22 protein-coding genes and 1 pseudogene are annotated in these 25,809 nt (G+C 61.8%); 20 read left to right on the top strand and 3 right to left on the bottom strand.

Going from position 1 to position 25,809, the window contains the following annotated elements; translation table 11 throughout:
- The 3 genes from GPA_RS16445 to GPA_RS16440 form a co-directional block, all read right to left on the bottom strand.
- Entirely contained in the window at positions 1-606 is a 606-nt protein-coding gene (locus tag GPA_RS16445; protein ID WP_015540581.1) for a type IV toxin-antitoxin system AbiEi family antitoxin domain-containing protein, read from the bottom strand.
- A gap of 279 nt (positions 607-885) precedes the next feature.
- The gene (locus tag GPA_RS19680) at positions 886-1,191 is read right to left on the bottom strand and encodes a hypothetical protein (protein WP_147271656.1); all 306 of its coding nucleotides are present in this window, start codon (positions 1,189-1,191) and stop codon (positions 886-888) included.
- A gap of 44 nt (positions 1,192-1,235) precedes the next feature.
- Positions 1,236-2,357 (bottom strand): hypothetical protein, encoded by a 1,122-nt coding sequence (locus tag GPA_RS16440; RefSeq protein ID WP_015540580.1) that lies wholly within the window; start codon positions 2,355-2,357, stop codon positions 1,236-1,238.
- Positions 2,358-2,602: 245 nt separating this feature from the next.
- On the opposite strand from GPA_RS16440, the gene GPA_RS16435 reads away from it, so the two are divergent.
- The 20 genes and pseudogenes from GPA_RS16435 to GPA_RS16340 all read left to right on the top strand — a co-directional run bounded on the left by GPA_RS16435 (position 2,603) and on the right by GPA_RS16340 (position 25,806).
- Positions 2,603-2,941: a MerR family transcriptional regulator gene (locus tag GPA_RS16435; protein WP_041239842.1), complete on the top strand. Its 339-nt coding sequence runs from the start codon at positions 2,603-2,605 to the stop codon at positions 2,939-2,941.
- A 142-nt stretch (positions 2,942-3,083) separates the two neighbouring features.
- The gene (locus tag GPA_RS16430; protein WP_015540579.1) at positions 3,084-3,332 is read left to right on the top strand and encodes a helix-turn-helix domain-containing protein; all 249 of its coding nucleotides are present in this window, start codon (positions 3,084-3,086) and stop codon (positions 3,330-3,332) included.
- Between the two features lie 3 nt (positions 3,333-3,335).
- Positions 3,336-3,836 (top strand): hypothetical protein, encoded by a 501-nt coding sequence (locus GPA_RS16425; protein ID WP_015540578.1) that lies wholly within the window; start codon positions 3,336-3,338, stop codon positions 3,834-3,836.
- Between the two features lie 14 nt (positions 3,837-3,850).
- Entirely contained in the window at positions 3,851-4,645 is a 795-nt protein-coding gene (locus tag GPA_RS16420; protein ID WP_015540577.1) for an ATP-binding protein, read from the top strand.
- Positions 4,646-4,822: 177 nt separating this feature from the next.
- Positions 4,823-5,416, top strand: coding sequence for a hypothetical protein (locus tag GPA_RS16415; RefSeq protein ID WP_015540576.1), 594 nt, complete (start codon positions 4,823-4,825; stop codon positions 5,414-5,416).
- A 72-nt stretch (positions 5,417-5,488) separates the two neighbouring features.
- Positions 5,489-6,019 carry a hypothetical protein gene (locus tag GPA_RS16410; RefSeq protein ID WP_015540575.1) on the top strand — a complete coding sequence of 177 codons (531 nt, stop codon included), beginning with the start codon at positions 5,489-5,491 and terminating at the stop codon, positions 6,017-6,019.
- Positions 6,019-7,791, top strand: a complete 1,773-nt coding sequence (locus GPA_RS16405) for a VirD4-like conjugal transfer protein, CD1115 family (RefSeq protein ID WP_015540574.1) — start codon at positions 6,019-6,021, stop codon at positions 7,789-7,791. The genes GPA_RS16410 and GPA_RS16405 overlap by 1 nt, the downstream gene beginning before the upstream one ends.
- 193 nt (positions 7,792-7,984) lie before the next feature.
- Positions 7,985-8,200, top strand: a complete 216-nt coding sequence (locus tag GPA_RS16400; protein WP_015540573.1) for a hypothetical protein — start codon at positions 7,985-7,987, stop codon at positions 8,198-8,200.
- 17 nt (positions 8,201-8,217) lie between these two features.
- Positions 8,218-8,661 carry a PrgI family protein gene (locus GPA_RS16395; protein WP_015540572.1) on the top strand — a complete coding sequence of 148 codons (444 nt, stop codon included), beginning with the start codon at positions 8,218-8,220 and terminating at the stop codon, positions 8,659-8,661.
- Between the two features lie 10 nt (positions 8,662-8,671).
- A pseudogene (locus GPA_RS16390) lies at positions 8,672-11,118 on the top strand (VirB4-like conjugal transfer ATPase, CD1110 family).
- On the top strand, positions 11,115-12,722 hold the full coding sequence (locus tag GPA_RS16385; protein ID WP_041239841.1) for a glucosaminidase domain-containing protein: 1,608 nt from the start codon (positions 11,115-11,117) through the stop codon (positions 12,720-12,722). The pseudogene GPA_RS16390 and the gene GPA_RS16385 overlap by 4 nt, the downstream one beginning before the upstream one ends.
- A 13-nt stretch (positions 12,723-12,735) precedes the next feature.
- Entirely contained in the window at positions 12,736-13,488 is a 753-nt protein-coding gene (locus GPA_RS16380) for a hypothetical protein (protein ID WP_015540569.1), read from the top strand.
- A gap of 2 nt (positions 13,489-13,490) precedes the next feature.
- Positions 13,491-14,495 carry a TrbL/VirB6 plasmid conjugal transfer protein gene (locus tag GPA_RS16375; RefSeq protein WP_015540568.1) on the top strand — a complete coding sequence of 335 codons (1,005 nt, stop codon included), beginning with the start codon at positions 13,491-13,493 and terminating at the stop codon, positions 14,493-14,495.
- Positions 14,496-14,638: 143 nt separating this feature from the next.
- On the top strand, positions 14,639-15,133 hold the full coding sequence (locus GPA_RS16370; protein ID WP_015540567.1) for a hypothetical protein: 495 nt from the start codon (positions 14,639-14,641) through the stop codon (positions 15,131-15,133).
- Positions 15,134-15,143: 10 nt separating this feature from the next.
- Positions 15,144-18,914, top strand: a complete 3,771-nt coding sequence (locus GPA_RS16365; RefSeq protein ID WP_041239840.1) for a VaFE repeat-containing surface-anchored protein — start codon at positions 15,144-15,146, stop codon at positions 18,912-18,914.
- Between the two features lie 67 nt (positions 18,915-18,981).
- On the top strand, positions 18,982-19,674 hold the full coding sequence (locus tag GPA_RS16360) for a class B sortase (RefSeq protein ID WP_015540565.1): 693 nt from the start codon (positions 18,982-18,984) through the stop codon (positions 19,672-19,674).
- Between the two features lie 123 nt (positions 19,675-19,797).
- Positions 19,798-20,010: a YlcI/YnfO family protein gene (locus GPA_RS16355; RefSeq protein WP_015540564.1), complete on the top strand. Its 213-nt coding sequence runs from the start codon at positions 19,798-19,800 to the stop codon at positions 20,008-20,010.
- Between the two features lie 4 nt (positions 20,011-20,014).
- Complete coding sequence (locus GPA_RS16350) at positions 20,015-23,248, top strand: helicase-related protein (RefSeq protein WP_041239839.1); 3,234 nt, start codon at positions 20,015-20,017, stop codon at positions 23,246-23,248.
- Positions 23,242-23,862 carry a DUF4391 domain-containing protein gene (locus tag GPA_RS16345; RefSeq protein WP_015540563.1) on the top strand — a complete coding sequence of 207 codons (621 nt, stop codon included), beginning with the start codon at positions 23,242-23,244 and terminating at the stop codon, positions 23,860-23,862. The genes GPA_RS16350 and GPA_RS16345 overlap by 7 nt, the downstream gene beginning before the upstream one ends.
- The gene (locus tag GPA_RS16340) at positions 23,863-25,806 is read left to right on the top strand and encodes a site-specific DNA-methyltransferase (protein WP_015540562.1); all 1,944 of its coding nucleotides are present in this window, start codon (positions 23,863-23,865) and stop codon (positions 25,804-25,806) included.
- Positions 25,807-25,809: the final 3 nt, after the last annotated feature.

Raw genomic sequence — 25,809 nt, 5'->3', positions numbered from 1 at the left:
TCATGTGAGCACCTCCAAATACATCCTGAACTCTTTCTCGACGCCGAGCGCGTTGCACATCCGTGCGAGCTTAGGCAGGTCGGCGCCTTTCCTTTTGAAGTAACCCGCGACCGCGTCGCGGACGAGCTGGGGGTCCGCTCCTTCGGAGACTCTCTGCGAAATGAGATCGGCTACGGCCCGTTCGGCGCAATAGGCTTTCACAGTGCCCCCTCCTGGGGACTTTGCCTTAACGATGCCGAACTCGTAGAGCTCGGGAGAGAGACGGTGAATCTTCGTATCGGGATATTCTTGGGTAAGGCCACGCGGGTTGTAGCCGCGCGGGACGGTGACATCGATTGCGGCGGGAACCTTGTCGGAAAGGCCGGCGAGGTACAGCGCGCTTCCATGCGATAACACGCATTTGCTCCACCTGTAGGATATCGCTGCGAACTCGTCATCGAAGGCTTCGGGCAGACAGTACACGCCCCGGGTAAGCTTGTCTATAGCGCCCGATTCAAGGGCGTAGGAGATCGAGCCCGGCAGAAAGCCCGCTTTCGCGATTTGCGCCGCGCTCGCGATGCCGCCCGAGTCTTCTACGAATTCGGCTATCTCCTCGCTTCTGCCCATAACCCTCCTTTTGATTATTGGACACGAATTGTAGCTTAAATGTGTCTATTAATCAAAAAAGAAGATCATGGCCATCAGGCAAAGACGCCTGGCAAGACGCTATTCCTGTAAAAACAAATTTAGGCCCGGTGACTTGAATCAGCGGTCATCCCGGGGCTAACCAGTACGCATGGTAACATGCTTCTGCGTTTGCTGGGATTCGATGGCGGCCTTCCAGCGGTTCGTTGAGCATTCTGTAAAAGCAAAGCTCTTTCTGATTGGCCGCTGCAAACAATGCTTCTAGCTTTTCGGAGGAGAATGGCTAACGATTTTCGTAAGACAAATCTCGACACTTGGAAGCAGTGGCGATAAATCCCCCTCAAGACCCATGCCATGAGTCGCCTTTGCGTACAAGGCGGAAAGACCACAGATAAATGCGAGCTGATGACGGTTTTCAATGAAAAGGGGTACATTTTGTCCACCTTTCCATTGATTTTCCTCAGCAAGCGTAACTAACTTAACTATGGCGCTTCGCCATGAAACCGTTGCTCGTTCGGCGCGGAGAGAAAGAAAGCACCATTTCCTCGCGATGTTGCGACCAAGCATGGCAAATTCTTATTAGCAGGCACGTTGATCCCGGATGCGAGGCGTTAATGCTTGTGCGCCTTACGGGTGCATTCGCCAGGGCAGCGCTTCTGATTCGACCGCGTTCTCATGTAAGGCTTGCCGCAGTAATCGCAAATGGCGACGTGTTTCTTGTCCATGTAAGTGGCGAATGCGAACCACATGTAGCGTAGCCTGTCTTCGAAGTAGTAGGTGAAATTGTGCCCAATCCATTCGTGTCTCACATATTTTGTGTGTGCGCTGACCAGGAGTTCCATCAGGCTTCGGCATAGCTTTGCCCCCATCTCCTTTCTGAAAGAGGCATTGAATTCCTCGAGCGGGCAAACGAGGGATGGCAGACGACCTTGACCTATCATCTCTGCATGGCGTCTCGGGTTCAGCATTATCGCCACATCGAACCCAGCCCTCGCCTCGATCATAGCCATCTTCCCTTTGAGGATGTCCATCTGCATCAGATTAGGAATGGCCTTCACGAATGGATGCCAGTGCTTCATCTCGGCTCCGGGTTCATCCCACCGGCCTGAGCAATAGACCCTTTTTTGAATCTCTTCTTCGGTCATGGTGAAGCGGGCGTAATCGGGGTTGATGGCGCAAGGCAGCACCACCGAAGCCGAGAAAATAGCCTCTTCCGTTTCCTTGTGAGTCAGACGCTGCTTCTTCGCAACCTCTCGAACCTGCTCTTTGTCTAAGAAAATCAAAGAGCCGAATATAACTTCCTTCCCATCCCAATAGACGCTTCCGTTCCATGAGTCTTCGTCGATGACCGCCTTGAGCCTGAATGCGAGCTCGAAGAACGATGCGGCTAGCTTCCACATGGACAGAGGCTCTTCGATTATTCCGTTTTCCCTCAGGTAAGTCCCACCGAAGAGAGGCCCGTGCTCCGAAGCGTATTCAGCGAAATCGCTTTTCGTCTGAAGTCGAGAGAAGCGAATTAAATCATCCTCTATCGAAGCGAGGCTGGCCTTACTCAGGATGTCCTCGCAAACCTCCCTGATTCGCTCTTCACGTCCGTCAATGGAAAACAAAAGGACGTCGTCCTTCCTTATTCCCAGAAAAGACGCGTTTCCGAATTCGCAATTCTTCGGATTCGGGAAAACGCCGTACGGGCAGTTTGCCTCCGGGATTGCTTCACCTATTCGATCGTGCATCTTATCGCCTCCTTGCAAATGAGAGCTTTAGAAGAACATTATCGACTTTTCTATCCTGCTTTGATGTACATGCTATTGGACACCCAAGCGGGATAGTTTTCTTTATGCGCATGGGCAACGCTCTCCTCCAGGATAAATGCGCAAACGGGCGTGGTCGGGGGTATTCAGATAACAGGAGTTTTAGGCAAGAATGAACCTCGTAAAGGTGAACGGCGCCGTTCACGGCAACTTCGAAAAGAAAGGCCGTGAACATCATGTCCAACGGAACAAAGAAGAACATCAAAATCATCATCCCGTCCTCGCTCGACGACGAAGGCGCGCGCATGCTCGTCATCCCGCTGCTGCGCGAGCCGGTGCTCATGCAGGACGTGTACCAGCCCAATCAGGTGATGAGACTGTTACGGATCAGCAAGCCGCGCTTCTACGAACTCACTGATCTTAAACAGCGCAACCCGCTGCCTACGCACAACTACGGCCCGGGCAAGCGCGGCACGATCATCTTGCGCGAGGAACTCATCGAATGGGTCGCGTCGCTGCCCAAGGGCATCGGTAACGGTAAGCCTGGCGAGCTGCAAGAAGATTAGCTTTCACCCAGAGAACCCCAGAGAACCCGAACGACGGCTCGTCGCGCCATCACAGCGTCCCTTGCTGCTTCAATGCGCGTCAGCGATATCGCCCTTTGACCAAGCGGCCGCAACGGCGGCCAAGCCGAACGAAAGGAAAGCAATGGAATGCAAGAACGCCGAACGGCTGCAGCATGCAGGGCGCTCGGGTGCGGCGGAGCCTTCGGGCCCCATGCCGCCCCTGTACACCGTGACCGAGGTCGCGGACTACCTGCATGTGAGCCGCTCGACAGTGTACCGTCTCATCGAGGACGGGAGCCTGCACGGCACCCGCATCGGGCAGGCGCTGCGCTTCACCCCGGACAACATCCGCGAGCTCATCGCGCTCGGCTCCGTCGACCGGGGCGCCTAACGCATGGGTGCAGCCCGAGGCATCGAGGGCTCGTTCGTCATCGTCCATGAGTTCATGGCGAAAGGGCTCGGCCTGAAGGGCAACGACCTCATCGTCTACGCGAGGATCTTCGGCTTCGCCAACGCCGGAAAGCCCTACTTCGAGAGCAAGGCAGGCTCGGCCGGCTTCTGCGGCATCAGCAAGCGAGCGGCGTTCTCCGTCGTCTCGCGGCTGAAGGCGCGCGGGCTCATCGAGGAGGTCGAGTCGTGCGACGAGGCGAAGAAGATAGGCAGCCGATGTTACATCCCAGCGAGAGAACCCCTCTCCGCCCTCGGCATCACCTTCGCGACCGATGAAGGAGCTGCATATGCGCCAGGCGACACCGATGAAGAACCTGCACTGGCGCTTGTCGCGACCGATGAAGGTTCTTCATCCCCGAGAGCGTCACGCGACGAAGAACCTTCATCGCGGCCCCTGCAGAAGCTGCACCCGATAGCAAAGACAGACAACAGCTATTACGAATAGAAAGAAGAGACGATATGGACGAGGAGAGCACTTTCAGGCTCTACACGAAGGAAGAGGCCGATGCGAGGGGCATAGGCTACGACCCTCAAGTTGAAATCCGCTGCCCGCACTGCGGCGAGCCGTACGAGCAGCAGGGCTTCATCGGACGCGCAGGCCGAATCGCCTGGGTCACCCACAGGGAATGCCAATGCGAGGGCGCAGTCGCCGAGCGCGAGCAGGCCCGACAGGCCGAAGCGGAGGCGAAGCGGATGGAATCCCAGCGCCGACTCAAGCGCTGCGGGGTCCCGCGACGCTACATGTCCGCCCAGATCAGCGTGCCGGAGGCGGCAAGGTACGTCGTCGGGTTCGGCAGCGCCGGGGACAAGGGCCTCTACATCGTCGGCGGCGTGGGGACTGGAAAGACCTACGAGGCCTGCGCGCTCGCGAAGTCGTTCATCGAAGCGGGCTACACCGTGCGCGTGACGACGTCGCTCGCAATGCTGGACTCGGTGAGCCGAAGCTACGACGACCCGTCGATAGCCGGCATCTCAATTTTCACCGGGGTCGACGTCCTCGTGATCGACGACCTCGGCAAGGAGAACGCCAACGCGTGGGCGCTCACGACCCTGTTCCAGATCATCAACTCACGCTACGAGGACGGCAAGCCGACCATCTACACGTCGCAGTACGACCTGCAATCGCTCCAACGCCGCATGTCGCGCCAGCACGAATCCGAGAGCGCCGAGGCCATCGTGTCCCGCATCTGCGAGACAAGCACGATCGTCCAGCTCGGCGGGAAGGACCGCCGCCGGAGCGCGAAGGCGAAATAAGCCTTCATCCGCAATACCCGAGCGAACCCTAAAACGGCCTTCCCGCAGACAAAGCAAAAGCAATCAGTGTTATCTGGGCGAGCGGGCGGGGTTGGCTGGGCCAAACCAACCACCAGAAGAGCCGGGCCCGTGCCCCGCCCGCGCAACCAAGTCCCACCGCGAGAGAAAGGCAGGCATATGGGCGCCACGATTCAGGATTTCGAGCCAAGATCCAAGCCCCTCGACGAGGAGACGCGCGAGCAGCTCGTCTCCAAATGCCAGGAGAACGGCTGGCTCAAGGTCGGCGGCTACGACTGGCAGGACGACCCGTTTCTCGAGGAATATCCCTACGAGTTCATGCGCATCGACGACATCGACGCGCTTCGCGAGCACTTCGGGCGCGGCAACTGGGCGATCCGCCAGGGCGTTGTGTTCGGCGACCTCGCATTCATCAACCAAGTGAACGGAGGCGACGAGTGGTGGACCCTCAAGCGCGACGGCGAAGAATGGGTGGATTTCGAGTCGACGAGCTTCGCCTACGTCATCGAGGCGAAGGGCCGCGCCGCGTTCGAGACGCTCGTGCGCTCGATGCAGCTCGCAACGCCGGCGCGATGCAAGACCCTCGACTACTACGACAAGGACGCTTCGGCCAAATGGGCCGCGGAGCACAATCCGCGCATCCCCGAGGATGAGCGACCCCTCGCGAAGCGCGCCTCAGATGCCCGCGAAGCCGCATCCGCCCGAAACGGCCGCAGCCACGTACCGCGCCGCGAGGCCCAGGCCATCGACTAACGAAAACAACCAACAAACCAATCGCTGGGACAGCTTGTCCCAGCGAGGAATCCAGAGAAAGGAGACCAACCCATGGCAACGGATTTCGGAGACGAGAGCGGCGAGAAGCTGTTCGACTGGATGCTCAGGGTCGGCCAAGAGGCCGGCCAGGAAGCCCTCGCCAAAAGCGCCAAGGGCCTCGCCGAGGCCATCAGGAGCACGTGCGCCGGCATCGAGAAGAGCGAAGGATCGGGAGGCGCCGCCGCGAAGACCACCGAATGGGCGAAGCTCAGCATGCGCGAGTTCGAGGACCTTCCCGAATACGAGACCCTGGCCGACATGATCTCCTCGCAGCTCAAGAAAGAGGGCGTCGAGCACGCCTTCGCGAACGAGGGCGGAAAGCGCTTCCTCGTGTTCAAGGCGAAAGAGACGCCGTCGGTGGCCCGGGCGTTCAGGCGAATCGAGGAATCCATCCCAGAGGCGTGCGAGCGCGCGAAGGGCGTCTTGGCCAAAGGCGAGCCGCTCAAGGAGCGCGCCGCAAGGGCGCGCGCCGCCGCCGAGCAGATCGCCCAAAAGGCCGACAAGCCCCGCGAGATCGAGATCGCCCAAGCGAGGGCCAAATAATGGACGCCGCGCTCGTGGCTGCGATAGCGGCAACGCCTGCGGCAACTGCCACCGCGAACCTCTACGCCGCCAACCTCGCATCGCTTCCCGGAACGCCCATCGAGAACCTGGCGGAAGCGGCGGCGACCCTGCCCTCGTACCTTTTGGCCGGAGGCGGCTTCTCCGCAGAGCCCATCGCCCTCTGCACTGCGGCCTTGGGCGCCTGCGCGGTGTGGGTCGCCTACGCCAACCATCTCATGGGCAGCGCCGGCTCGCGCAAGGGCGAGGAGCATGGAAGCTCGCGTTGGGCGACCAAGGCAGAGATGCGCGCGTTCTCCGACGCCAAGGACCCCGACAACAACATCATCCTGACGCAGAACTGCTCCCTCGCCCTCGAACCGAGGAAGTTCGACCAGAAAACGGACCGCAACAAGAACGTCATGGTGGTCGGCGGCTCGGGCTCGGGCAAGACCCGCTATTACGTCAAGCCCAACCTCCTGCAGATGAACTGCAGCTACTTCGTCACCGACCCGAAGGCCACGCTCGCGGCCGAGCTGCGCGGGGCTTTGGAATCCGCGGGATACCGGGTCGTCGAGTTCAGCACCATCGATATGAACAGCTCGGCGCACTACAACCCGATCGCGTACGTGAGAAACGAGGCCGATGTCCTCACTTTCGTGGAATGCCTGATAAGGAACACCTCGGGCGACGGCGAGCACTCGGGCGACCCCTTCTGGGAAGAAGCCGAGCGGCTTCTGTACGTCGCACTCGTCTCCTACCTGGTGTTCCATTGCCCAGAGGCGGACCGCAACGTGCCGGGCCTGCTCACCCTTTTGGGCTTGGCCGAGGCGCGCGAGGAGGACGAGGGCTTCAAAAGCCCGCTCGACATCGTCTTCGAGGAGCTCGAACGCGGGGCGCGCTTCACCCAAGTCGGCGCTCGCAATGCGTTCGACGCGGAGAGCCGCGGCTTCGACGACGCCGCCGGCGCTTGGCGCTGGGTCGGGGTCGCGAACCCCGTGAGCGCGGAAGAAGACTTCGCGCTGTCCAACTACAAGGCGTTCAAGACGGCCGCAGGCAAGACCCTCAAGAGCATCATCATCTCATGCAACGTGCGGCTGAAGCCACTGTCGGTCAAGGAAGTTTCCGCGCTGCTGAGCCGCGACGAGATGAGCCTCGAGTCCATGGGAGACGCTGGGCAGAAGACATGCGTCTTCGCATCCATGAGCGACACCAACCCGACCTTCAACTTCCTGTTCACGCTGCTCATGTGGCAGACGGCCGACGTCCTTTGCAACACGGCGCTTGAGCGCCACGGCGGAAGCCTGCCGACCCATGTGCACTTCGTCTTCGACGAGTTCGCGAACATCGGCGAGCTCCCGAACTTCGAGCAGACCATATCGACCGTGCGAAGCAGGAACATCTCCTGCTCGGTGATAGTCCAGTCGTTCGCTCAGCTTGAGAAGCGCTACCGCGAGGGCGCCGAGATCATCAAGGACAACTGCGACACGACGCTGTTCCTCGGCGGCAAGGCGGTGAAGACGAACAAGGAGATCTCCGAGGCGATCGGCAAGGAGACCGTTTCGGCCATGACGGTGAACGACTCGCGCGGCCAGGGCTCGTCCACCACGCGCAATCGGCAGATCATCGAGCGCGACCTCATGCAGGCAAGCGAGGTCGGCCGCCTGCCAAGGGACGAGGCGATCGTGCTCATCGCGGGCGCCAACCCCATCCGCGACAAGAAGTACAGGCTCGAAGGGCACCCGCGCTACGGGATGCTGGCGAAAGGCAGGTGACGATGCCCGGAGAAGGCAAAAGCAGCAGGGCCGGCCCCGAAAGCCGAACCGGGAACGCGAGCTTCCACCCCCGCGGCCCCAGACCCCACTGCCTCATGCAAAGGAGCGATCCCGCTCCGAACGAAGATTCTACCAGGCGCCGCCCGTCTTCCACAACTGGCGCGGCGCCCGACATGCAAAGGAGCAACAAACCATGCTATCCCAGATCATCAGCCTGGTATCGGGCTGCGTAACGTTCCTCGGCGGCTTTTTGGTCGTATGGGGCGCTGTCTCGCTCGGCCTGGCCATCCGCGAGCAGCAGGGCGGTAGCCAGATCGCGAGCGCGATCTCCACCATCGCCGGCGGCGCCATCATCATCGCGGCAGCCGTCTACTTCGGCATGCTCGACACCAGCTGGCTCCCCGCCTAGGCCGGGGGGCGTAGAGCATGTCGCTTCAAATTCCCATCCAAAAAGACATCGGCGAGTACGACGAGAAGATCGTCGGAAAGCTCACCCTAAGGACGCTTTGCTGCCTGGCGCTCGGCTTCTCCGCCGCGGTGGCGGCTGCTGCGGTCCTTCACTTGGGGCTCAAGGCCGACGTATCGGCCATGACGCTCCCGATCATGGCGGCGGCCCTGCCGTTCTGGCTCGCGGGGTTCTGCAAGCCCTACGGCCTGCCCTTCGAGAAGTTCGTCCCGCTGCTGGCGTCCCACGCATTGAACAACCAGTCGCTCGTGTACCGCAGCTGCGCGGCAATCGAGAAAGCCGGGTGTTCGCCGAAGAAGAAACCGCGCAAGAGGACGCGCCGCGAAAAACGCGCGTTCAGGAAGAAAGGAAGCGAGAACTATGAGCCGACAAAGCAAGCAGCGCAGCTCCAAGTGCGAGGATAGCGTCAAGAACGTGCGCACTCAGGGTGCGGCATCGCGCCTGCTCGCCGTGCTGGCCAGCAGGAAGCCGAAGGAAAAGGACCCCGGCCGCGACGAGGCCCGTGCCCGCAGCAGCAAGAAGCGCTGCTCAAGCGCAGACGCGGCGAGCTACATCGCCTACGACGCGCTGTACAAAGACGGCATCGCCGAGGTCGAGCCCGGCCTCTTCAGCCAGACCGTCGAGTTCTCCGACATCAGCTACCAGTCCGCCCGAAAGGAAACCCAAGAGCAGATCTTCACCACCCTGAGCTCGCTCTACAACTACTTCCCGGCGGAATCGAGCGTGCAGCTGACCATCGTGAACACCCCGATCCCGCGAGAGCTCATCGGGAAGAAGGTGTTTTTTGAACCAATCGACGAGCGCACCTTAGGATACGTCGACGAGTACAACCGAATCCTCAACGACAAGATGCGCGAGGGCGTGTCGAACCTCGTCCGCAGGCGCTTCCTCACGTACTCGGTGCCCGCCGAGAGCGTGGAGGCCGCCGTGCCCAAGCTCTCGCACATCAGGTCGGACATCGCGTCGACCTGGCGCGCATCCGCTGCGACGCATCGCCGCTCGGCGGACAGGAAAGGCTCGAAGCGATCTCGACGCTCGTCCGCCCGGGGCACACGCCGTCGTGCGACTGGGACAAGCTGTCCCAGCACCCGCGGCTGCGAACGAAGGACCTCATCGCGCCGAACCTCATGGACTTCGCCCCGGCCGGGCGCGCCGACGCCGTCGAGATTGACGGCATGTACGCGAGCGTGCTCGCGCTGCGCGATTTCGGAAGCGTGCTCGAAGACCACTACCTGGCCTCGATCATCGACCTGCCCATGCCGCTCGCCGTGTCGGTGCACATCGCGCCGATCGTGCAGTCGGAGGCGATCGCGCTCGTCAAGCGGCAGATCGACTGGATGGACAAGGAGATAATCGACGAGCAGACGACGGCGGCGAAGAAGGGTTTCAGCCAGTCGATCCTCACGCCCGAGATCCGCTACGCAAAAGAGGAGGCCGAGGAGCTTCTCGACTTCCTCCGCAACAAGAACGAGCATCTCTTCGAGTACACGGGGCTAATCTACACCTACGCCGACTCGCTCGAGGCCCTCGACCGCCAGGTCGCGCAGGTGAAGTCCATCGCGCAGGGCAACTCCATCGCCGTGGCAAGCCTCGACTTCCGCCAGCGCCCCGCGCTCAACTCGGTCCTTCCGCTCGGACGAAACCACCTTGAGTTCACACGCTACCTGACCACGGGGCAGGTGGCCATGCAGATGCCGTTCGCATCGCTCGAGCTGAACCAGGAAGGCGGCGGCTACTACGGGCAGTCGAAGCAGTCCGGCAACCTTGTCGTCTGCAACAGGAAGCTCTTGGCATCCCCGATGGGGTTCGTCTGCGGCAAGCCGGGCTCAGGCAAATCGTTCAGCGTCAAGCGAGAGATAACCAACACCGTGCTTGCTTATCCCGAGGACCAGATCATCGTGTTCGACCCGGCCGGCGAGTACCCGACCCTCATCGAGGCGCTCGGCGGATCGAACATCGCGTTCTCCCCGGATTCGCCCACGCGCTTGAGCCCGTTCGACCGCTCGGACGTCGCCAACATGGCCACGACCAGCCAGATGGCGTTCAAGATCGACGCCTTCCTCGCGCTCTCGTCGGCGATGATGGCGGAGGGCGACGAGGGTTTGCCGGAGGCGGACAAGTCGATCATCACGCGCTGCGTCGAGGCGGCCTACGCGAAGCGCGGCGGCGACGGCACCCCGACGCTTTCCGACTTCTACGAGATCTTGAAAGCCCAGCCCGAGCGGGAGTCCCGCGACATCGCGCTACGCTACGAGCGCTACGTGAGCGGGCCGCTCTCGTTCTTCAACTGCCAGAGCAACGTCGCCTTCGAGGACCGCATCGTCAACGTCGACCTTCACGAGCTGTCGAGCAGCATGCGCGTGTTCGGAATGCTCACCGCGCTGGAGGCCGTGCGAAACCGCATGTACGCGAATTACGAGCGCGGCGTGACTACGTGGCTCTACATCGACGAGGTGCAGTCTCTCTTCGGGCACCCCGCGATCATCGAGTACTTCACGAAGTTCTGGGCGGAGGGCCGCAAGTTCAACCTCATCGCAACCGGCATCACCCAGAACTCGACCTACATGCTGGCGCACGAGGACGCGCGCAACATGGTGCTGAACTCAGATTTCGTGCTGCTGCACAAGCAGTCGGCGCTCGACCGCAAGAGCTGGGTCGACCTGCTGTCGCTTTCCGCCGCCGAGGCGGGCTACATCGACGACACCATCAAGGCCGGCGAAGGGCTGCTCGTTGCCGGCGGGGTTCGGGTCCCCATCCGCGACGACTTCCCGAAGGGCGCGCTCTACGACCTGTTCAACACGAAGGCCACCGAGATCGCCGAGCTGAAGCGCAAGCAGCGCCGCGAGGGAGTTGGCCGATGAGTGCCGGAATCCGCGAGGTGGTCACTTCGGAAAAGGCCGATTTATTGAACACCGGAACGGTGAAGGACGCGGAAGGGCAATCCGCGTCGACCTTGGCGCAAAGGGAAAGCGCCGCCACGCAACGGCAGGCGGCGGCGCGGCCCGATCCAGGCTGCGCCAAGCCCGCGGAGGGCAAGCGCGGCAAGTCTAGATGTGGCAAGGAGCCAATTGAAGCAGATCTGCATGCCATGGAAGTCGCCCGAAAGCCCGCCAAGCTCGAACGGGCGAAGGTCGAGGCGAAATCGGCAGCCATGTCGGCGCTCGTCGGAGAATTGGACGATTCGGAGGAGCTTTCCGGCACGCAGCGCGTATACGACGCCGCTCGCGCGGGAAAGAGGATCGCGGCGCGCGCGAAAGCCCGAAAGAGCTTGGGGCGAGAGGCCGGCAAGTCGAACGGTGCCGCGGCTCGAAGCCGCGTGCCGGGCGTGGGCGCGAAGGCGGGCAACGCCGCGTCCGCGAGAGCTTCGGCACAGGATACGGCCGCTGCGATGGCGGCCCCGCCCGACGCCGAAATCCGGCTTGCCGCAGGAGCCGCGAAGTCCTCGACCGCCGCCACCGGCGCTGCCGGCGCCGCAACGGCCGCACCCGCAGCGGGGATCGTCGCCGGAATGCTCATGTTCGTCGTGGCGATGCTCGCCGTCGGCCAGATCGCCGGCGCGCTCTTCGGGTTCTGGGACAACGAGTCTAAGAAGCAGAGCCTCGCCGGCCTGCCGCCCTACATCACCTACGAGATGGTCGAGGCGGCGCTTGAGGCGCAAGAGGATTACGGGCACCCTGCCGGGTGCACGATAGCCCAGATCATCGTCGAATCGGGGCAAGGCGACCACATGAGCAGGCTCGCCACGCGCGACCACAACCTGTTCGGGATGAAGTGGGCCCCTTCGTTCGCCGCTGCGCCCGAAGTCGCCGGCAAGGCGAACTGGGTCACCGGCGAGGAGGTCGACGGGGCGCACGTGACCGTAACCGACTCGTTCACGGTGTTCAAATCGGACGCGGATTGCATCAAGTTCAGGAGCCGCGTGTTCCTGGCAAGCCCCACCTATTCAGGGAACGCCCTTATCAGGGAGGCCGTTTCCGAGCGGTCTTCCGACAAGATGGCGGAAGGTCTGAAAGACGCGGGATGGGCGACCGACTCGGCCTACGTCGAGAAGCTCAAGGCCGTGATGGACCAATACGGGCTGTGCGCTTTCGACGCCATGGCGCCCGGGGATTTGGCCAACTCCTCCGCCGGAGGCGCCTCCGTCGTCGCGGCTGCGTTCTCGCAGCTCGGCGTGCCCTACGTATGGGGCGGCACCACGCCGGGCGTGGGCCTCGACTGCTCGGGCCTCACGCAATGGTGCTACCGCCAGGCCGGGATAGCGATACCGCGCAACTCCGAGGACCAGGCGACGGCGGGAACCAAGGTCCCGCTTTCGATGGCGCAGCCGGGCGACGTGCTCTGGCGGCCCGGGCATGTGGCCATCTACATAGGAGACGACTCCTACATCCACGAGCCCCAGACGGGCGACGTGTGCAAGGTGTCGCAAGGAATAGGCTATTTCACCTGCGCAGTCAGGTTCAAATAAGGAGGATGGAGACATGAACGGAAAAACAAGGATCGTGGCCGCCGTGGCAGCGGGCGCCGTTGCCTTGACGATCGGCGCGGGAGCCGCCCGCTGCTCGATGGATGCGCCCGATGCCCAAAACGGGCAGCAGGCGCCGCAAGAGCAGGCGTCGGGAAAGCAGGACGACGCGAAGGCGAGCCAATCTTCGCGGCAGGCGCCCGATGAGCGGCAGCCAAGCGAAAGCGAGTTCTCGTCGCTGGCGAACACCTCGTGGACGAGCCGCGACGGAGCCTCGAAGCTCTCGATCATCAAGGACGCGCTCATCGAGCGCACGGCCGACTCCGCAAGCGTGATCTACTACACGGTGAGCGACGAGAAGGCCGACGCGACTGGCCTGAGCGTGACCCTGAGCGCCTCCGAGGACATCGCCATTCCGGGCGCCGATACGGTCGTGCGCATCGAGAACGAGGGCGCATCGACGACGCTGACGTGCGATTTGCTCAAAGCTACCTACGTCCAGGACGGCAAGGCGCAAACCGCGCTGTCGATAGCCAGCGACATACAGGATCTCTGCGCGCTCACCGGCAAGAACGAGGCCGACTTCGAGTCGATCCTAGAAACTTTCGCGAAGGCGCATTCGCCTTACGCAACGTCGGCAGCGTGGGACGAAGAGGTCTGGATCGACTACGGTGCGCACAGCACCTTGACCACGTTCACGCTCGATGACGCCGCTTCGACCATCGTGACGGTTAGCGTGTCCCAAGATGGGGCCATGGGGGCGGTGTAGCCATGGGCGTGCACGTCGAAAGGATGGCCATCCGTAAAGCGGCCGTCTTCGCCGCGCTCTCGTTCGCGGTCTGCTGCGCGGTGTTCGTGCCGACGCAGCCCGCATGGGCGGGCATCGCCGAGGACATCAACGGCTGGCTGTGCGACATGCTCCGTGGCGTGTGCAACTGGGTGTTCGCCGCGCAAGTGGACGTCTTGAAGTCCATCGGCTACGACGGGATCCTCGGCGCCGGCTTCCGGAACATGCTTGGCTCGGCCGGCGACGTGTCGGTGTACGACGTGGTGCGCGGCATATGGTCGGTGGCCGTGCTGCCGATCGGCTGCGGGGTCCTCTCCCTCGTGTTCACCATCAAGCTCATCCAGATATCCCAGCGCATGGACGGAAGCGCCGGCATGCCCGGCGTGAAGGAAGTGGTCTTCCTCCTCGTCTTCTTCGCGGTGTTCCTCTTCCTCATGCAGAACAGCTTCGACCTCATGACATCGCTCTACGAGGTGGTCGGCCTCGCGATACGCAGGGCGGCGGACCTCTTCGGCACCGGCAGCGCGATGGACCTGGCGAAGGTCTCGATAGTGACCACCGACGATGACGTGGCCGCCCTCGTGGCGATGCTCGTGGTCTCCCTCATCAGCTGGCTCGTGGTGCTCGTCGCCTACATAGTGAGCCTCGTCGTCTGCTGGGCGCGCGCCATACAGCTCTACGTGCTTGCGATGCTCGCGCCGATCCCGCTGTCGCTCATGGCGCTCGACGAGACGCGCCAGGTGGGCGTCGGATACATCAAGAACTTCGCCTCGGTGTGCCTCGCCGGCTTGGTGATACTCGTGCTGCTCATAGCGTTCCCGATCATCCTTGGCGGCCTGGTGGCGGCCAACCCCGGGACGGGAACGCCGATCGACGGGATAGCCAACGGGCTCACCTACGCGCTGCAGTACCTGGCCATGTGCGTCCTGCTGGTGCTCTCGCTCGCGAAGAGCGGCTCGTGGGCAAGGGACGCCATGAGCGGCTTCTAGCGAAACCGGGCAGACCGAAAGGAGGTGGTCGCGATGGGATGACCTGCGCCGGGCGGCCGCGGCGCTAAAAGCGGCCGCGCAATGCAAGGCCCTTCCACACTCGGCCTTGCGCTCAAATCCAAGAACATGCAAAGGAGACAGCAATGAGCGAAGACAAGAAGAACGTCTACGTCACGCTCCACAAGGACTTCGTGCGCACCGGCATCGAGTACGCCGACCGCGCCACGGGCGAGACGAGGGCGTTCAACTCGGTGACGCTGCCCAAAGGGACCGTCATCGACGGAACCGACGTGGGCTACTACCAGTTCAGCCCGCTTTTCGTGAACCCCTCGCGCTTCAAGGGGGAAGACTACCGGGACATCCCGCTGCTCGCCAACCGAGAGGTGCGGCTTTCGAAGACCCTGCTCGACGACCAAGGGAAACCCGTGATGGGCGAAGACGGCAAGCCTATGCGCGACACCGTCTACGCGATGCCGGCGCAGATCAAGGGCGCCCTCGACGAGGCGCGAAGCCGCTACCTGCAGGCGCAGTCCAAGGCGCGCGACGAGCGCACCCTGGCGCAGCGCGCGAGCGACGCCCGAAGCGGAGCATCGGCGCTCGCCAACGAACATGCCCCTTTCGACTCCCGTAACCGTTAGGAGGTGCATCATGGATGAAAGCAAGGAAACAGCCCGAGGGGCGAGCCCCGAAGACATGCGCGGGAAGCTCGCTCGCTGCCTGCTCGCCCTCTTGCTCGCAGCGTCGAGCGTTGCTGGCGCGCTATCATCGCTCGGCGCGAAGGAGGCGCACGCGGCGGAAACCGCCTACCTGAGCGTGGGCGGCAACATCCCCTACGCGGGGTTCTTCACCACGTGGATGTGGGCAGACGGCCAGATGGCCTATTGCGCCCAGCCCTCCAAGGCGACGCCTTCCGAGGGCGGCTACGAGAAGGCGCCTTTGAGCACCGCGTCAGGCCGCGACGCCGAAGCCGCCGCCGACCTGTGGTTCGGATGGGGCGGTCCGGGCTTCGACTACTCCATGTGGCCCGGCGCTTGGTACGACGGCACGCCGATGAACGATGCGCGCTATGCCGCGCTCACGCATATCATCCTGTCCGACACGTACAGCTCGAGCGGCGACCAGGCCATGCATGGGTGCACCCAGGCTTTCCGCTCGTGGTGCCAGCAGAACGTGCTCGGCTTCGACGACAGCGGCTCGGTGATCAACGGCGACGCCACGGGACGCCTCATGTACTCGCGCATGGGCGAGGTCAAGCAGTCCTTCAAGGCGTTCCAGCTCTACACGGGAAGTTTCTCGCAGATGATCGTCTCGTTCAGCTACACGCCCTACGGCAGCGTCGAGCTTGAGAAGCAGTCGGGCAACGATGCCATGAGCAGCGGCAACGACGCGTACTTCCTTGCGGCCGAGTACACGCTCTATTCGGACGAGGCCTGCACGCAGGCGGTGTCCGTGATGACCCTTGACGACTCCGGCCGCGGCAGGATCGACGAGGTGGAGCCCGGCGACTACTGGCTCAAGGAGTCTAAGGCCGCACCCGGGTTCGCCATCGACGAGGCCGCCTACGCGGTGACGGTCGAGCCCGACAAGGCCGCCACCGTTGCGGCCGGGCATGTTCAGGACACGCCGCAGTCGAACGCCGTCGACGTCGTCGTAGCCAAGGCGGACGCCGCCACCGAAAAGGCCCAGCCCCAAGGCGATTCCGCTCTCAACGGCGCTGAGTTCACCGTCGAGTACTACAGGGGAATCTACTCCTCGGTCGACGAGGCCCGCGCATCGGGCTCGCCTGAGCGCACCTGGGTCCTTGCGACCGACGACCAGGGCAAGGCCCATCTGAACAGCGATTCCAAGGTGTCCGGCGATGCGTTCTACTACGCATCCGACGGGACGACGCCGGTCATCCCGCTCGGCACCGTCCTTGTGACCGAGACGAAGGCGCCTTGCGGCTACAACCTCGACGACGGCCGTGGCAACGCGCCCGAAACGCATCTCGTGAAGGTGGAGTCGGACAACGACCGCATCGAAGCCGTTTCCACTTATAACTCGCCCGTGGCGAAGGATACCGTGAAGCGCGGCGACTACCGCCTCGTCAAGGAGGTGCCGGTGTCGATCTACTCCGAGGGCGCAGGCGACATGCCGCAGGACGCCAAGCGCGTGCTCGTCCCCGGCGTCGAGTTTCAGCTGATCAATGATTCGGCGAACCCGGTGGTTTCCCCCGAAACCGGCGAGGAGATCGCGCCCGGCGGCGTCGTGTGCACCATAACGACCGACGGGAACGGGCTAGCCACCACCAAAGACAGCAACGCCGATGCGAACGGCTGGGCGAAGCCCGAGGGCTGGAGCGCGGCGCTGGCGTACGGCACCTATTTCGTGCACGAGGTCATCCCCGCCGACGTCGCCGCGAAGTTCAAGGCGGAATACGGCAAGACCCTCCTTCCCATCGATGACTTCAAGGTCACGATCTCCGACGAAGGGCAGTACGATCCGCCGGTTCTGGTGAGCAACAAGATCCCGCAAACGCCGCTCAAGGTGGTCAAGGCCGACGCCGAAACCGGCAAGCGGATTCCGCTTGCGGCGAGCTTCGAGCTGTATGACGCCGACGGCGATCTCGTCACCTATACCCTCCATTACCCGGACGAGGAGGTCGTGAGCACGTGGACCACCAACGAGCGCGGCGAGCTCACCTTGCCGATGGTTTTGGGGGAGGGGTGCTACTTTTTGAAGGAGGTCGCAGCGCCCGAGGGCTACGTCCTCGATTCCGAGCCGGCAGCCTTCACGGTTTCCGCCGACTACCGTGGATGGGACGATCCGATCGTCCTGACTTTCGAGGACGCGCCCCAGAAAGGCATCGTAACCGTCTCGAAGACCGACTCCGAGACGGGGTCGCCCGTCGACGGCTCCACCTACATCGTGAAGGCCGAAGGCGACGTCTCCACCCCCGACGGGACCCTGCGCTACGCAGACGGGCAGATCGTGGCGGCGCTCATCACCGGCGCAGACGGACACGCGACTAGCGAGCCGCTCTACCTGGGGACATACACCGTATACGAGGCGAAGGTCAAAGACGGCTACGCCCTCGACGTTGCCGAGAAAAGCGTTGCCCTGACCTACCAGGGCCAGGAGGTCTCGGTGTTCGACGAGCAGATTGACGTGACCGATGCCCCGACCGAATTGCGCCTGGCCAAGGTGGATTCGCTCGACGGTGAATCGCCTATCGAGGGCGCCGTTTTCCGCGTCTGGAGCGATGCGGGCGACTTCGACCAGACCCTGAAAACCGACGAAAGTGGCGTCATCGACCTCAAGTACCTGAAGCACGGCAGCTACCACCTGCAGGAGGTAGCCGCGGCGGAGGGCTACGTGATCAGCGACGTCGACGAAGACGGCAACGCCAAAACCCACGATTTCGAGGTGAACGACCAGGGCATGGCCACGCTCGACGGCGATTCCATGCAAGCCAAGCTCGCCATCGTGGTCGAGAACATGCCCAAGACCATGGGCACCACCGCGGCCGACGGCGACAGTGGCACCCATGAGGGCCAGGCGCGCAGCGACATGTCGATCATCGACAGCGTCGCCTACACGGGATGCATCCCCGGCGAAACCTACAAAGTAACTGGCAAGCTCATGGACAAATCCACCGGCCAGCCCGCGCTCGACGCCGAGGGCAACGAGATCACGGCCGAGAAGGATTTCGTGGCGGAGGGTTTCGAGGGGTCGATTGACATCGAGTTCAGATTCGACGGATCCGGCCTCGCAGGCGCCTCGCTCGTTGCGTTCGAGGCGATGTACGACGCCGAAGGCCGCATCTATATGAATCATGAGGATATCGACGATGAGGGCCAGACCGTCAACGTCGTCGACATCGCAACAAAGGCCCACGATGCGGAAACCGGCACAAACCAGGGCACCGTGAGCGAATCCGCGACGCTCGTGGACGAGGTGAGCTTCGAGGGGCTGACCCCCGGCAACCGCTACAAGCTGTTCACCATGCTGGTGGACAAGGCGACCGGCGAGCCCGTTGAGGATGCCGCCGGCAACCCGATGGTGATCGAAACGGATTTCGTGCCCGAGGCGCCCGACGGCACCGTTGAGGTCGTGTTCGAGCTCAACACCGCTGACCTAGCTGGCAAGTCCCTCGTGTTCTTCGAGAAGCTCGCCGACGACGGCGACAACGTCATCGCGAAGCACGAGGACATCGGAGACGAGGGTCAGACCATCGAGCTTCCGGAGCCTGATGTTCCCCAAAACCCCGTAGGCAAGGGATACCCCAAGACGGGCGCCGATGCGGCCAAGGTGGCTGCTGCGGCAAGCGCGGCGGTGATCGTGGGCTGCGGTGCGGCCGGCGCGGCCTACGCCGCGGCGAAGCGTCGCAAGAAGGCCGGCGAAGAGGTTGAGGAACCGACCGCCGAACCTGTCGAGTAGCAACAAATCGCCGCAAGTTCAGGCGGGCTTCGATCGAGGCCCGCCTTCTTTATTGGAAAGAGCGTAAATGAAGAAGATGAAGAAGATCGCCGAGGCGCTCGGCCTAGTGCTTGCCGCGCTCGCCGTCGCCGCGCTATGCACCTGGATCGCCGCGGACGACAGCGACGAGGCCAAGATCGCACGGTCGCTCGAAGGCGCCGTATCAGAGGAAAGCGAGCATGAGGAGCCCCGGGGAATCGACTGGGACAGCTTGTCCCAGGAAATCGTCGCGTGGGTGGAGGTGCCCAACACGAGCATAAGCCAGCCTGTAGTCAAGGCCGACAAGCAGAACCCGAACGCTTATCTCTTTCTCGATGCGCTCGGCCAAGGCGGCTACGGCACCCCATACATCGACGCCGACTGCACGGAAGGGTCGCTTCTCGTCCCGATCTACGGGCACAACATGTCGGACGGCGGCGTGTTCTCGGATTTTGCGAAGTACAGCGACGAATCGTTTGCCAGGGGTCATTCGAGAATCGACCTGTACACACGTGATGGCCGCTCGTACAATCTTTCGGTCATCGCCGTCGACGTGGTGGATGCGAGATACGAAACCATGTGCCCGAGTTTCGGCGATGCGGAAGCGGTTGCGAAACAGGTCGCGAAGAGCGACGTTGTCCTGCGCAAATACGACGGCGAAAGCAAGGTATTCGCGTTCACGACCTGCTCCTATCAGGCGGCCAATTCCCGAGCCATCGTGTATGCGGTGCCGAATCGATGAGATAGCGGAACGCTCATCTGCGAATACTCGCCCTTGAATGCTTCTTCCGGCAATTTTTATGATATCGGGCGGTATAATACTCAGAAACGCATTTGTATTGCATTTTGAGCGATAGGGGCACAGATGCCGACGACGTACAAGCAACTCATAGACGCTAATCCAAGCCAAACCGAAATTCGCAGTTACCTTGTGGATGGTGACCAGGTGTCCGTTACTCTGCGCATCCCCGATACCCTGCGCGACGCGGCGAAAGAGGAGGCGGCCCTGCGGGGCATGAGCTTCTCCGCCTTCGTGCGCACCTGTATGATCGAAGAGCTTGCGAAGAAGGGGGCATAGAGGCGTGCAACCCGACTTCTTCGACAACAGGGCGCGCATCGTCAAGGACGACCTTGTCGCCAATATAGCCGACGGCGATCGCGTGGCGATAGCCGCGTCGGTGTTCTCCATGTACGCCTATCAGGAACTCGCAACCCAGCTTGAAGGCATCGACGAGCTGCGCTTCGTCTTCACGTCGCAGGCGTTCACCAAGCAGCGCCCAGCGCGCGAGAAGCGCGAGTTCTACATCCCGCGGCTTTCCCGAGAGCAGGGCCTTTGCGGCACCGACTTCGAGATCAAGCTGCGCAACGAGCTCACGCAGAAGGCCGTCGCGACCGAGTGCACCGACTGGATCCGCCGCAAGGCGCGTTTCCGCTCCTTCGAGGGCGAGGGGCGTATGAGCGGCTTTCTGAACGTGGAAAAGACCGACGACAACGTGGCCTACATGCCCTTCGACGGCTTCACCACGCGCAAGCTCGGCTGCGACAACTCCACGGAAGCGCCCGACGTAACTATGCGCTTGGACGCCTCGCAGTCCCGTGCCCTACTGCAGCAGTTCGAAGCCGCATGGGACTCGGGCGAGCTCCACGACGTCACCGACGCCGTCATCGACAGCATCACGGCAATGTATCAAGAAAACGCGCCAGAACTCATCTACTACATGGCGCTCTACCGCATATTCAGCGAGTTCCTGGACGACGTCTCCGAGGACGTGCTGCCCAACGAGGGGCTGGGCTTCCGAGACAGCCTCATCTGGAACAAGCTCTACGACTTCCAGAAGGACGCTGCGCTCGCCATCATCAACAAGCTCGAAACCTACAACGGCTGCATCCTGGCAGACTCCGTGGGCCTGGGCAAGACGTTCACCGCGCTCGCCGTAATCAAGTACTACGAGAGCCGGAACAAGGACGTGCTCGTGCTGTGCCCCAAGAAGCTGCGCGACAACTGGATAACCTACAACTCGAACGTCGTGAACAACCCCATCGCGGGCGACCGCTTGCAGTACGACGTGCTCTACCACACCGACCTCTCTCGCACGCGCGGCACGTCGGAGACCGGCCTGCCCCTCGACCGCCTGAACTGGGGCGCGTACGGGCTTGTCGTCATCGACGAGAGCCACAACTTCCGCAACGGCGGCGACTCGGCGTCGGAAGACAGGATGAACCGCTACCAGCTGCTCATGGAGAAGGTCATCAAGCAGGGCGTGAAGACCAAGGTGCTCATGCTCTCAGCCACTCCCGTGAACAACCGCTTCCGCGACCTGCGCAACCAGCTCGCCCTGGCGTACTGGGGCAACCCCACCGGCTGGTCTGAGAAGCTGCGCCTGGAGAACGACATCGAGACGGTGTTCCGCAACGCGCAGACCGTCTACTCCCGCTGGTCGAAGCTGCCCGCCGAGCAGAGGACGACGCACGCCCTCACCGACATGCTCGACTACGACTTCTTCGAGGTGCTCGACCAGGTGACCGTGGCGCGCAGCCGCAAGCACATCCAGCGCTACTACGACATGAGCGCCATCGGGCCCTTCCCAAAGCGCCTGCCGCCGATATCGAAGCGCCCCAAGCTCTCGACGCTGACGAACGCGATCAACTACCGCGAGATATACGAGGAGCTTGACTCCCTCGCGCTCGCCGTGTACATGCCGAGCTCGTACGTGCACCCCAGCAAGATGGAGAAGTACGCGAAGATGGGCGGCGGCGGAAACCTCACGCTGGGCGGCCGCGAGACGGGCGTGCGCCGCCTCATGACGACGAACCTGCTCAAGCGCCTGGAGAGCTCGGTGTGCTCGTTCCGCCTGACGCTCGAGCGCGTGCTCGCCGCCATGAACGCCGCCCTCGAGACCATAGACGATTACCGCAGGGGCCTCGCCTCGGGCGCCAGCGTGGCCGACGGCGACCTGCCGGGCGGGTTCGACTTCGACCCCGACGACGAGAGCGGCTTCGAGGTGGGCGGCGCCACGAAGATCTTCGTCGAGGACATGGACTGGATGAGCTGGGAGCGCGACATCGAGGCGGACGTCGCCGTCATCGAGGTCCTGATCTCGATGGTGCGCGACATCGACCCCGCCCACGATGCCAAGCTCATCGAGCTGTGCGAGCAGATCCGAGGGAAGTCGCAAAGCCCCATCAACCCGGGCAACCGCAAAGTGCTCGTGTTCACCGCGTTCTCAGACACGGCGGACTACCTCTACGAGAACGTCTCGGCCTTCGCGAAGCGCGAGCTCGGCCTCGAGTGCGCCAAGGTCACGGGCGACGGCTGCGCCTGCACGATAAAGGCAGTGCCCCCGCACATGCAGGAGGTGCTCGCCTGCTTCTCGCCCGCGTCGAAGGAGCGCGACGTGGTGGCGCCTCAGCTTTCCGGCTGCGACGTGAACATCGTTATCGCCACCGATTGCATCTCGGAGGGCCAGAACCTCCAGGACTGCGACTACCTGGTGAACTACGACATCCACTGGAACCCCGTGCGCATCGTGCAGCGCTTCGGCCGCGTTGACCGCATCGGCTCTAAGAATGACCGCATCCAGCTGGTGAACTACTGGCCGGACGTCGAGCTTGACGAGTACATCAAGCTCAAGGCGCGCGTCGAGGAGCGCATGCGCATCACCGTGATGACGTCCACCGGCGACGATGACTACATCAACGCCGACGAGACGGGGGACCTGGAGTACCGCCGCCAGCAGCTCGAGCAGATGCGCGACGAGGTCGTGGACCTGGAGGACGTCTCGGGCGGCGTGTCCATCACCGACCTGGGCCTCAACGAGTTCCGCATGGACCTTGTGGGCTATTACCGCGACAACCCCGACATCGACAGGCTTCCGAGCGGCATTAACGCCGTAGTGGAGGGCGATGAACCCGGCGTCATCTTCGTGCTGCGCAACGTCAACAGCCAGATCGACCGCGACGGCGCGAACCACCTGCACCCGTTCTATGTGGTTCGTATGGGGTCCGACGGCTCCGTCGTCCACGGCCACCTCGAGCCCAAGGCAGTGCTCGACGACATGCGCCTTTTGTGCCGAGGCAAGTCCGATCCCGACATAGCCCTGTGCCGTGCCTACAACCGCGAGACCAAGAACGGCCGCGACATGCGCCGCGAGGCTGGGCTCTTGCGCGACGCGGTGGCGTCGATCGTGGACTCCAAGGAGGCGTCCGACGTCGACAGCTTCTTCGGCGGCGGCACGACAAGCTTCTTGGAGAACGACATCGAGGGGCTCGACGACTTCGAGCTGGTGTGCTTCTTGGTGGTGAGGCCCAGATGCTAGGACTTCCGAGCACGACCGAGGTGGGCCGCCGCATACCCAAAGAGGCCTTCTACGGCCGCCTGAAGCTAAGCGCTGCGCTGCGCCAGTCCTTCGTCGACGACGTCGAGCGCTTCGTGATCACGAACTCGATAAAGACCTCCACGACCGGCATCCCCGACGGCGAGCGCGTGCATGAGGTGCTCGTGGTGGAAGTGGCGCTCAAGAGCCGCTGTGTCCCCAAAGAAGTGCTGGCGCTTGTGGCTCAGGCGAACCCCCATAAGCTGCTGTTCGCGTGTACCTTCAACGATGAGGTTCGCCTCGCGGTGATGCTCAAGAGACTCGTCGTGGGACCTTGGCGCCCGCTCGACGGTCTCGCTCTCGACGTAAGAGCATGCAGCATCGACGCCGCGTGGGACTCGCTCGCGTCGTTGGTGGCCTACGGGGACGTCGGCAGCGGCGCCGAAACCGTGGAGGAGCGCTTCGAGGCGGATTCAAGGCTCAAGGCGCTTCGAGACGAGCTTGCGCGCGTAGAGGCGCGCGGTCGCAAGGAACGGCAGGTGGCGCGCAAGAACGCGCTTTTCGACAAGGCAAAGGAACTCAAGCGGCAGATCGCCGCCATAGAGGAAGGCAGATAGATGGAAAAGATCGAGCTAGGCACGCCCGACGGTGCCGTTGAAAACATCGAGAAGATTGCCAGGCTGTTCCCTCAGGTGGTGACCGAGGTAGAGAACACCGACGGTGAGCTTGCACGTGCCGTGGACTTCGACGCGCTGCGCGATCTTCTGGGTGATGTGGCTGAGGGGCAGCGCGAACGTTATCAGTTCACTTGGCCTGGTAAGCGCGAGGCCAAGGCCGAGGCGCGCCGCCCTATCTACAAAACGATGATTCCCGAGCCGGACAAGTCTAAAGATTGGGACACCACGGAGAACCTCTACATCGAGGGCGACAACCTTGATGCTTTGAAGATAATGAAGGAAACCTATGCTGGCAAGGTGCGCTTCATTTATATCGATCCCCCATATAACACCGGCAAAGACGCTTTTATATATCCAGATTCTTTTCGACAGAACGATGCAGACTACGAGCAATTAAGCGATGAATGGGCCAATGGCTATCAGATGGTGACCAATACCGAAGGGTATGGAAAGTTTCACTCAGTATGGTGTTCGATGATTTACCAGAGGTTAGTTCTCGCAAAGGACTGCCTAAGCTCAGATGGCATCATATGCATAAGCATCGATGAACATGAGCTGATGAATCTCATCAAAATATGTGATGAGATATTTGGGGCTAGCATGCGCGTTGGCATTTTCAAATGGAATAAAACTAGCAAGGCACCAACACTGAGTAGATACATAAGGAATAAATACGAATACGTACTTACTTACCGCGCTCCAAATTGTGAAGGATTGCGAGGGCCCGACTCATACAATACCGCCGCGCCATTGTTCAATAGCGGTAATGGCCATTCGCGGCTTTTGATTCCCAAGGGAGTTGTTGACTGCACGTTCGCTGATGGCATATACCCTGCTGGCAAATATGGCGATGGAGATAAATACGTAACTCTTCACAAGGACTTTATCGTTAGAGACGGCATAAACGCTAACGATATTGATATAACTGGTAGATTTAAATGGAGTCAAGAAACCTTGAACGACCGAGTTTCAAACGGGCAAAGGCTTCTATTCAAAAACCCTAAGTTTGTGACCCTTTATTACTATCTGGATAGCACAGGAAAGTACATCGCGCCTTCCGACCTCTTGAACAAGGACGAGTGCGGCGTCTTGAGAAACGATGAGGCATTTAACGAAGTAAAAGACCTATTTGGCTTTCCTCTGTTTGAATATACCAAGCCTGCTTCTCTAGTTAAGTATTTAATTCGAATGATTCCTGATGATAGTTTTACGGTGCTTGACTTCTTTTCGGGCTCTGGGACAACCGCTCAGGCTGTTTTCGAGCTTAACAGGGAAGATGGGGGGGGGGAAAGAAGTAGCATTCTTGTCCAAATACCAGATAAGTGTCCCATAGGAAGTAATGCAGCTGAAAACGGATTCAAAACGATTTGCGAAATCGGCGAGGAACGAATTCGCCTTGTAGGAAAGAATATTAAAGCTCAGATTGACAAGGAAAACGAGCAGCTCGAGCTCGGTGCCGAGCCCAAACCCTATCCTGATTTGGGCTTTCGCGTGCTGCGCATCGACTCCTCGAACTTCAAGGACTTCTACCTCACGCCTGGCGAGACCGCCCAGGAAAGCCTCTTCGACTTCGCCGACAACGTGAAGGAGGGGCGCTCCGACCTTGATCTGCTCTTCGAGGTGCTGCCCAAACTCGGCATCCCGTACTCAGCGAAGATCGAGGAGCGCATGCTCGCCGGCAGGAAGGTCTTTTTCGTTGACGGCGACAAATTGGCGGCATGCTTCGATGCGAACGTGGGTTCCGACACCATCGAGGAGATGGCGAAAGCCAAGCCCTGGTACGCCGTCATCCGCGACTCGTCCATGGCCGACGACGCCACGCACGCCAACTACGAGGAGCTCTTCCGCACCTACAGCCCCGACACCGTTCCCCAAGTGATTTAAGGC

Origin of the sequence: Gordonibacter pamelaeae 7-10-1-b (assembly GCF_000210055.1) — a bacterium.
In the GTDB taxonomy this organism is placed as follows: domain Bacteria; phylum Actinomycetota; class Coriobacteriia; order Coriobacteriales; family Eggerthellaceae; genus Gordonibacter; species Gordonibacter pamelaeae.
Note: the sequence above shows the minus strand (reverse complement) of the source record. Positions and strands in the feature narration are given on the sequence as shown.

What these genes read in the sequence shown, in the direction of transcription:
- GPA_RS16375 (WP_015540568.1), top strand. Translation starts at nt 13,491, where the DNA reads ATGGGCGTGCACGTCGAAAGGATGGCCATCCGTAAAGCGGCCGTCTTC.
- GPA_RS16405 (WP_015540574.1), top strand. Translation starts at nt 6,019, where the DNA reads ATGGACGCCGCGCTCGTGGCTGCGATAGCGGCAACGCCTGCGGCAACT.
- GPA_RS16420 (WP_015540577.1), top strand. Translation starts at nt 3,851, where the DNA reads ATGGACGAGGAGAGCACTTTCAGGCTCTACACGAAGGAAGAGGCCGAT.
- GPA_RS16445 (WP_015540581.1), bottom strand. Translation starts at nt 606, where the DNA reads ATGGGCAGAAGCGAGGAGATAGCCGAATTCGTAGAAGACTCGGGCGGC.
- GPA_RS16410 (WP_015540575.1), top strand. Translation starts at nt 5,489, where the DNA reads ATGGCAACGGATTTCGGAGACGAGAGCGGCGAGAAGCTGTTCGACTGG.
- GPA_RS16440 (WP_015540580.1), bottom strand. Translation starts at nt 2,357, where the DNA reads ATGCACGATCGAATAGGTGAAGCAATCCCGGAGGCAAACTGCCCGTAC.
- GPA_RS19680 (WP_147271656.1), bottom strand. Translation starts at nt 1,191, where the DNA reads ATGCTTGGTCGCAACATCGCGAGGAAATGGTGCTTTCTTTCTCTCCGC.
- GPA_RS16400 (WP_015540573.1), top strand. Translation starts at nt 7,985, where the DNA reads ATGCTATCCCAGATCATCAGCCTGGTATCGGGCTGCGTAACGTTCCTC.
- GPA_RS16340 (WP_015540562.1), top strand. Translation starts at nt 23,863, where the DNA reads ATGGAAAAGATCGAGCTAGGCACGCCCGACGGTGCCGTTGAAAACATC.
- GPA_RS16360 (WP_015540565.1), top strand. Translation starts at nt 18,982, where the DNA reads ATGAAGAAGATGAAGAAGATCGCCGAGGCGCTCGGCCTAGTGCTTGCC.
- GPA_RS16380 (WP_015540569.1), top strand. Translation starts at nt 12,736, where the DNA reads ATGAACGGAAAAACAAGGATCGTGGCCGCCGTGGCAGCGGGCGCCGTT.
- GPA_RS16345 (WP_015540563.1), top strand. Translation starts at nt 23,242, where the DNA reads ATGCTAGGACTTCCGAGCACGACCGAGGTGGGCCGCCGCATACCCAAA.
- GPA_RS16430 (WP_015540579.1), top strand. Translation starts at nt 3,084, where the DNA reads ATGGAATGCAAGAACGCCGAACGGCTGCAGCATGCAGGGCGCTCGGGT.
- GPA_RS16355 (WP_015540564.1), top strand. Translation starts at nt 19,798, where the DNA reads ATGCCGACGACGTACAAGCAACTCATAGACGCTAATCCAAGCCAAACC.
- GPA_RS16385 (WP_041239841.1), top strand. Translation starts at nt 11,115, where the DNA reads ATGAGTGCCGGAATCCGCGAGGTGGTCACTTCGGAAAAGGCCGATTTA.
- GPA_RS16370 (WP_015540567.1), top strand. Translation starts at nt 14,639, where the DNA reads ATGAGCGAAGACAAGAAGAACGTCTACGTCACGCTCCACAAGGACTTC.
- GPA_RS16365 (WP_041239840.1), top strand. Translation starts at nt 15,144, where the DNA reads ATGGATGAAAGCAAGGAAACAGCCCGAGGGGCGAGCCCCGAAGACATG.
- GPA_RS16415 (WP_015540576.1), top strand. Translation starts at nt 4,823, where the DNA reads ATGGGCGCCACGATTCAGGATTTCGAGCCAAGATCCAAGCCCCTCGAC.
- GPA_RS16395 (WP_015540572.1), top strand. Translation starts at nt 8,218, where the DNA reads ATGTCGCTTCAAATTCCCATCCAAAAAGACATCGGCGAGTACGACGAG.
- GPA_RS16425 (WP_015540578.1), top strand. Translation starts at nt 3,336, where the DNA reads ATGGGTGCAGCCCGAGGCATCGAGGGCTCGTTCGTCATCGTCCATGAG.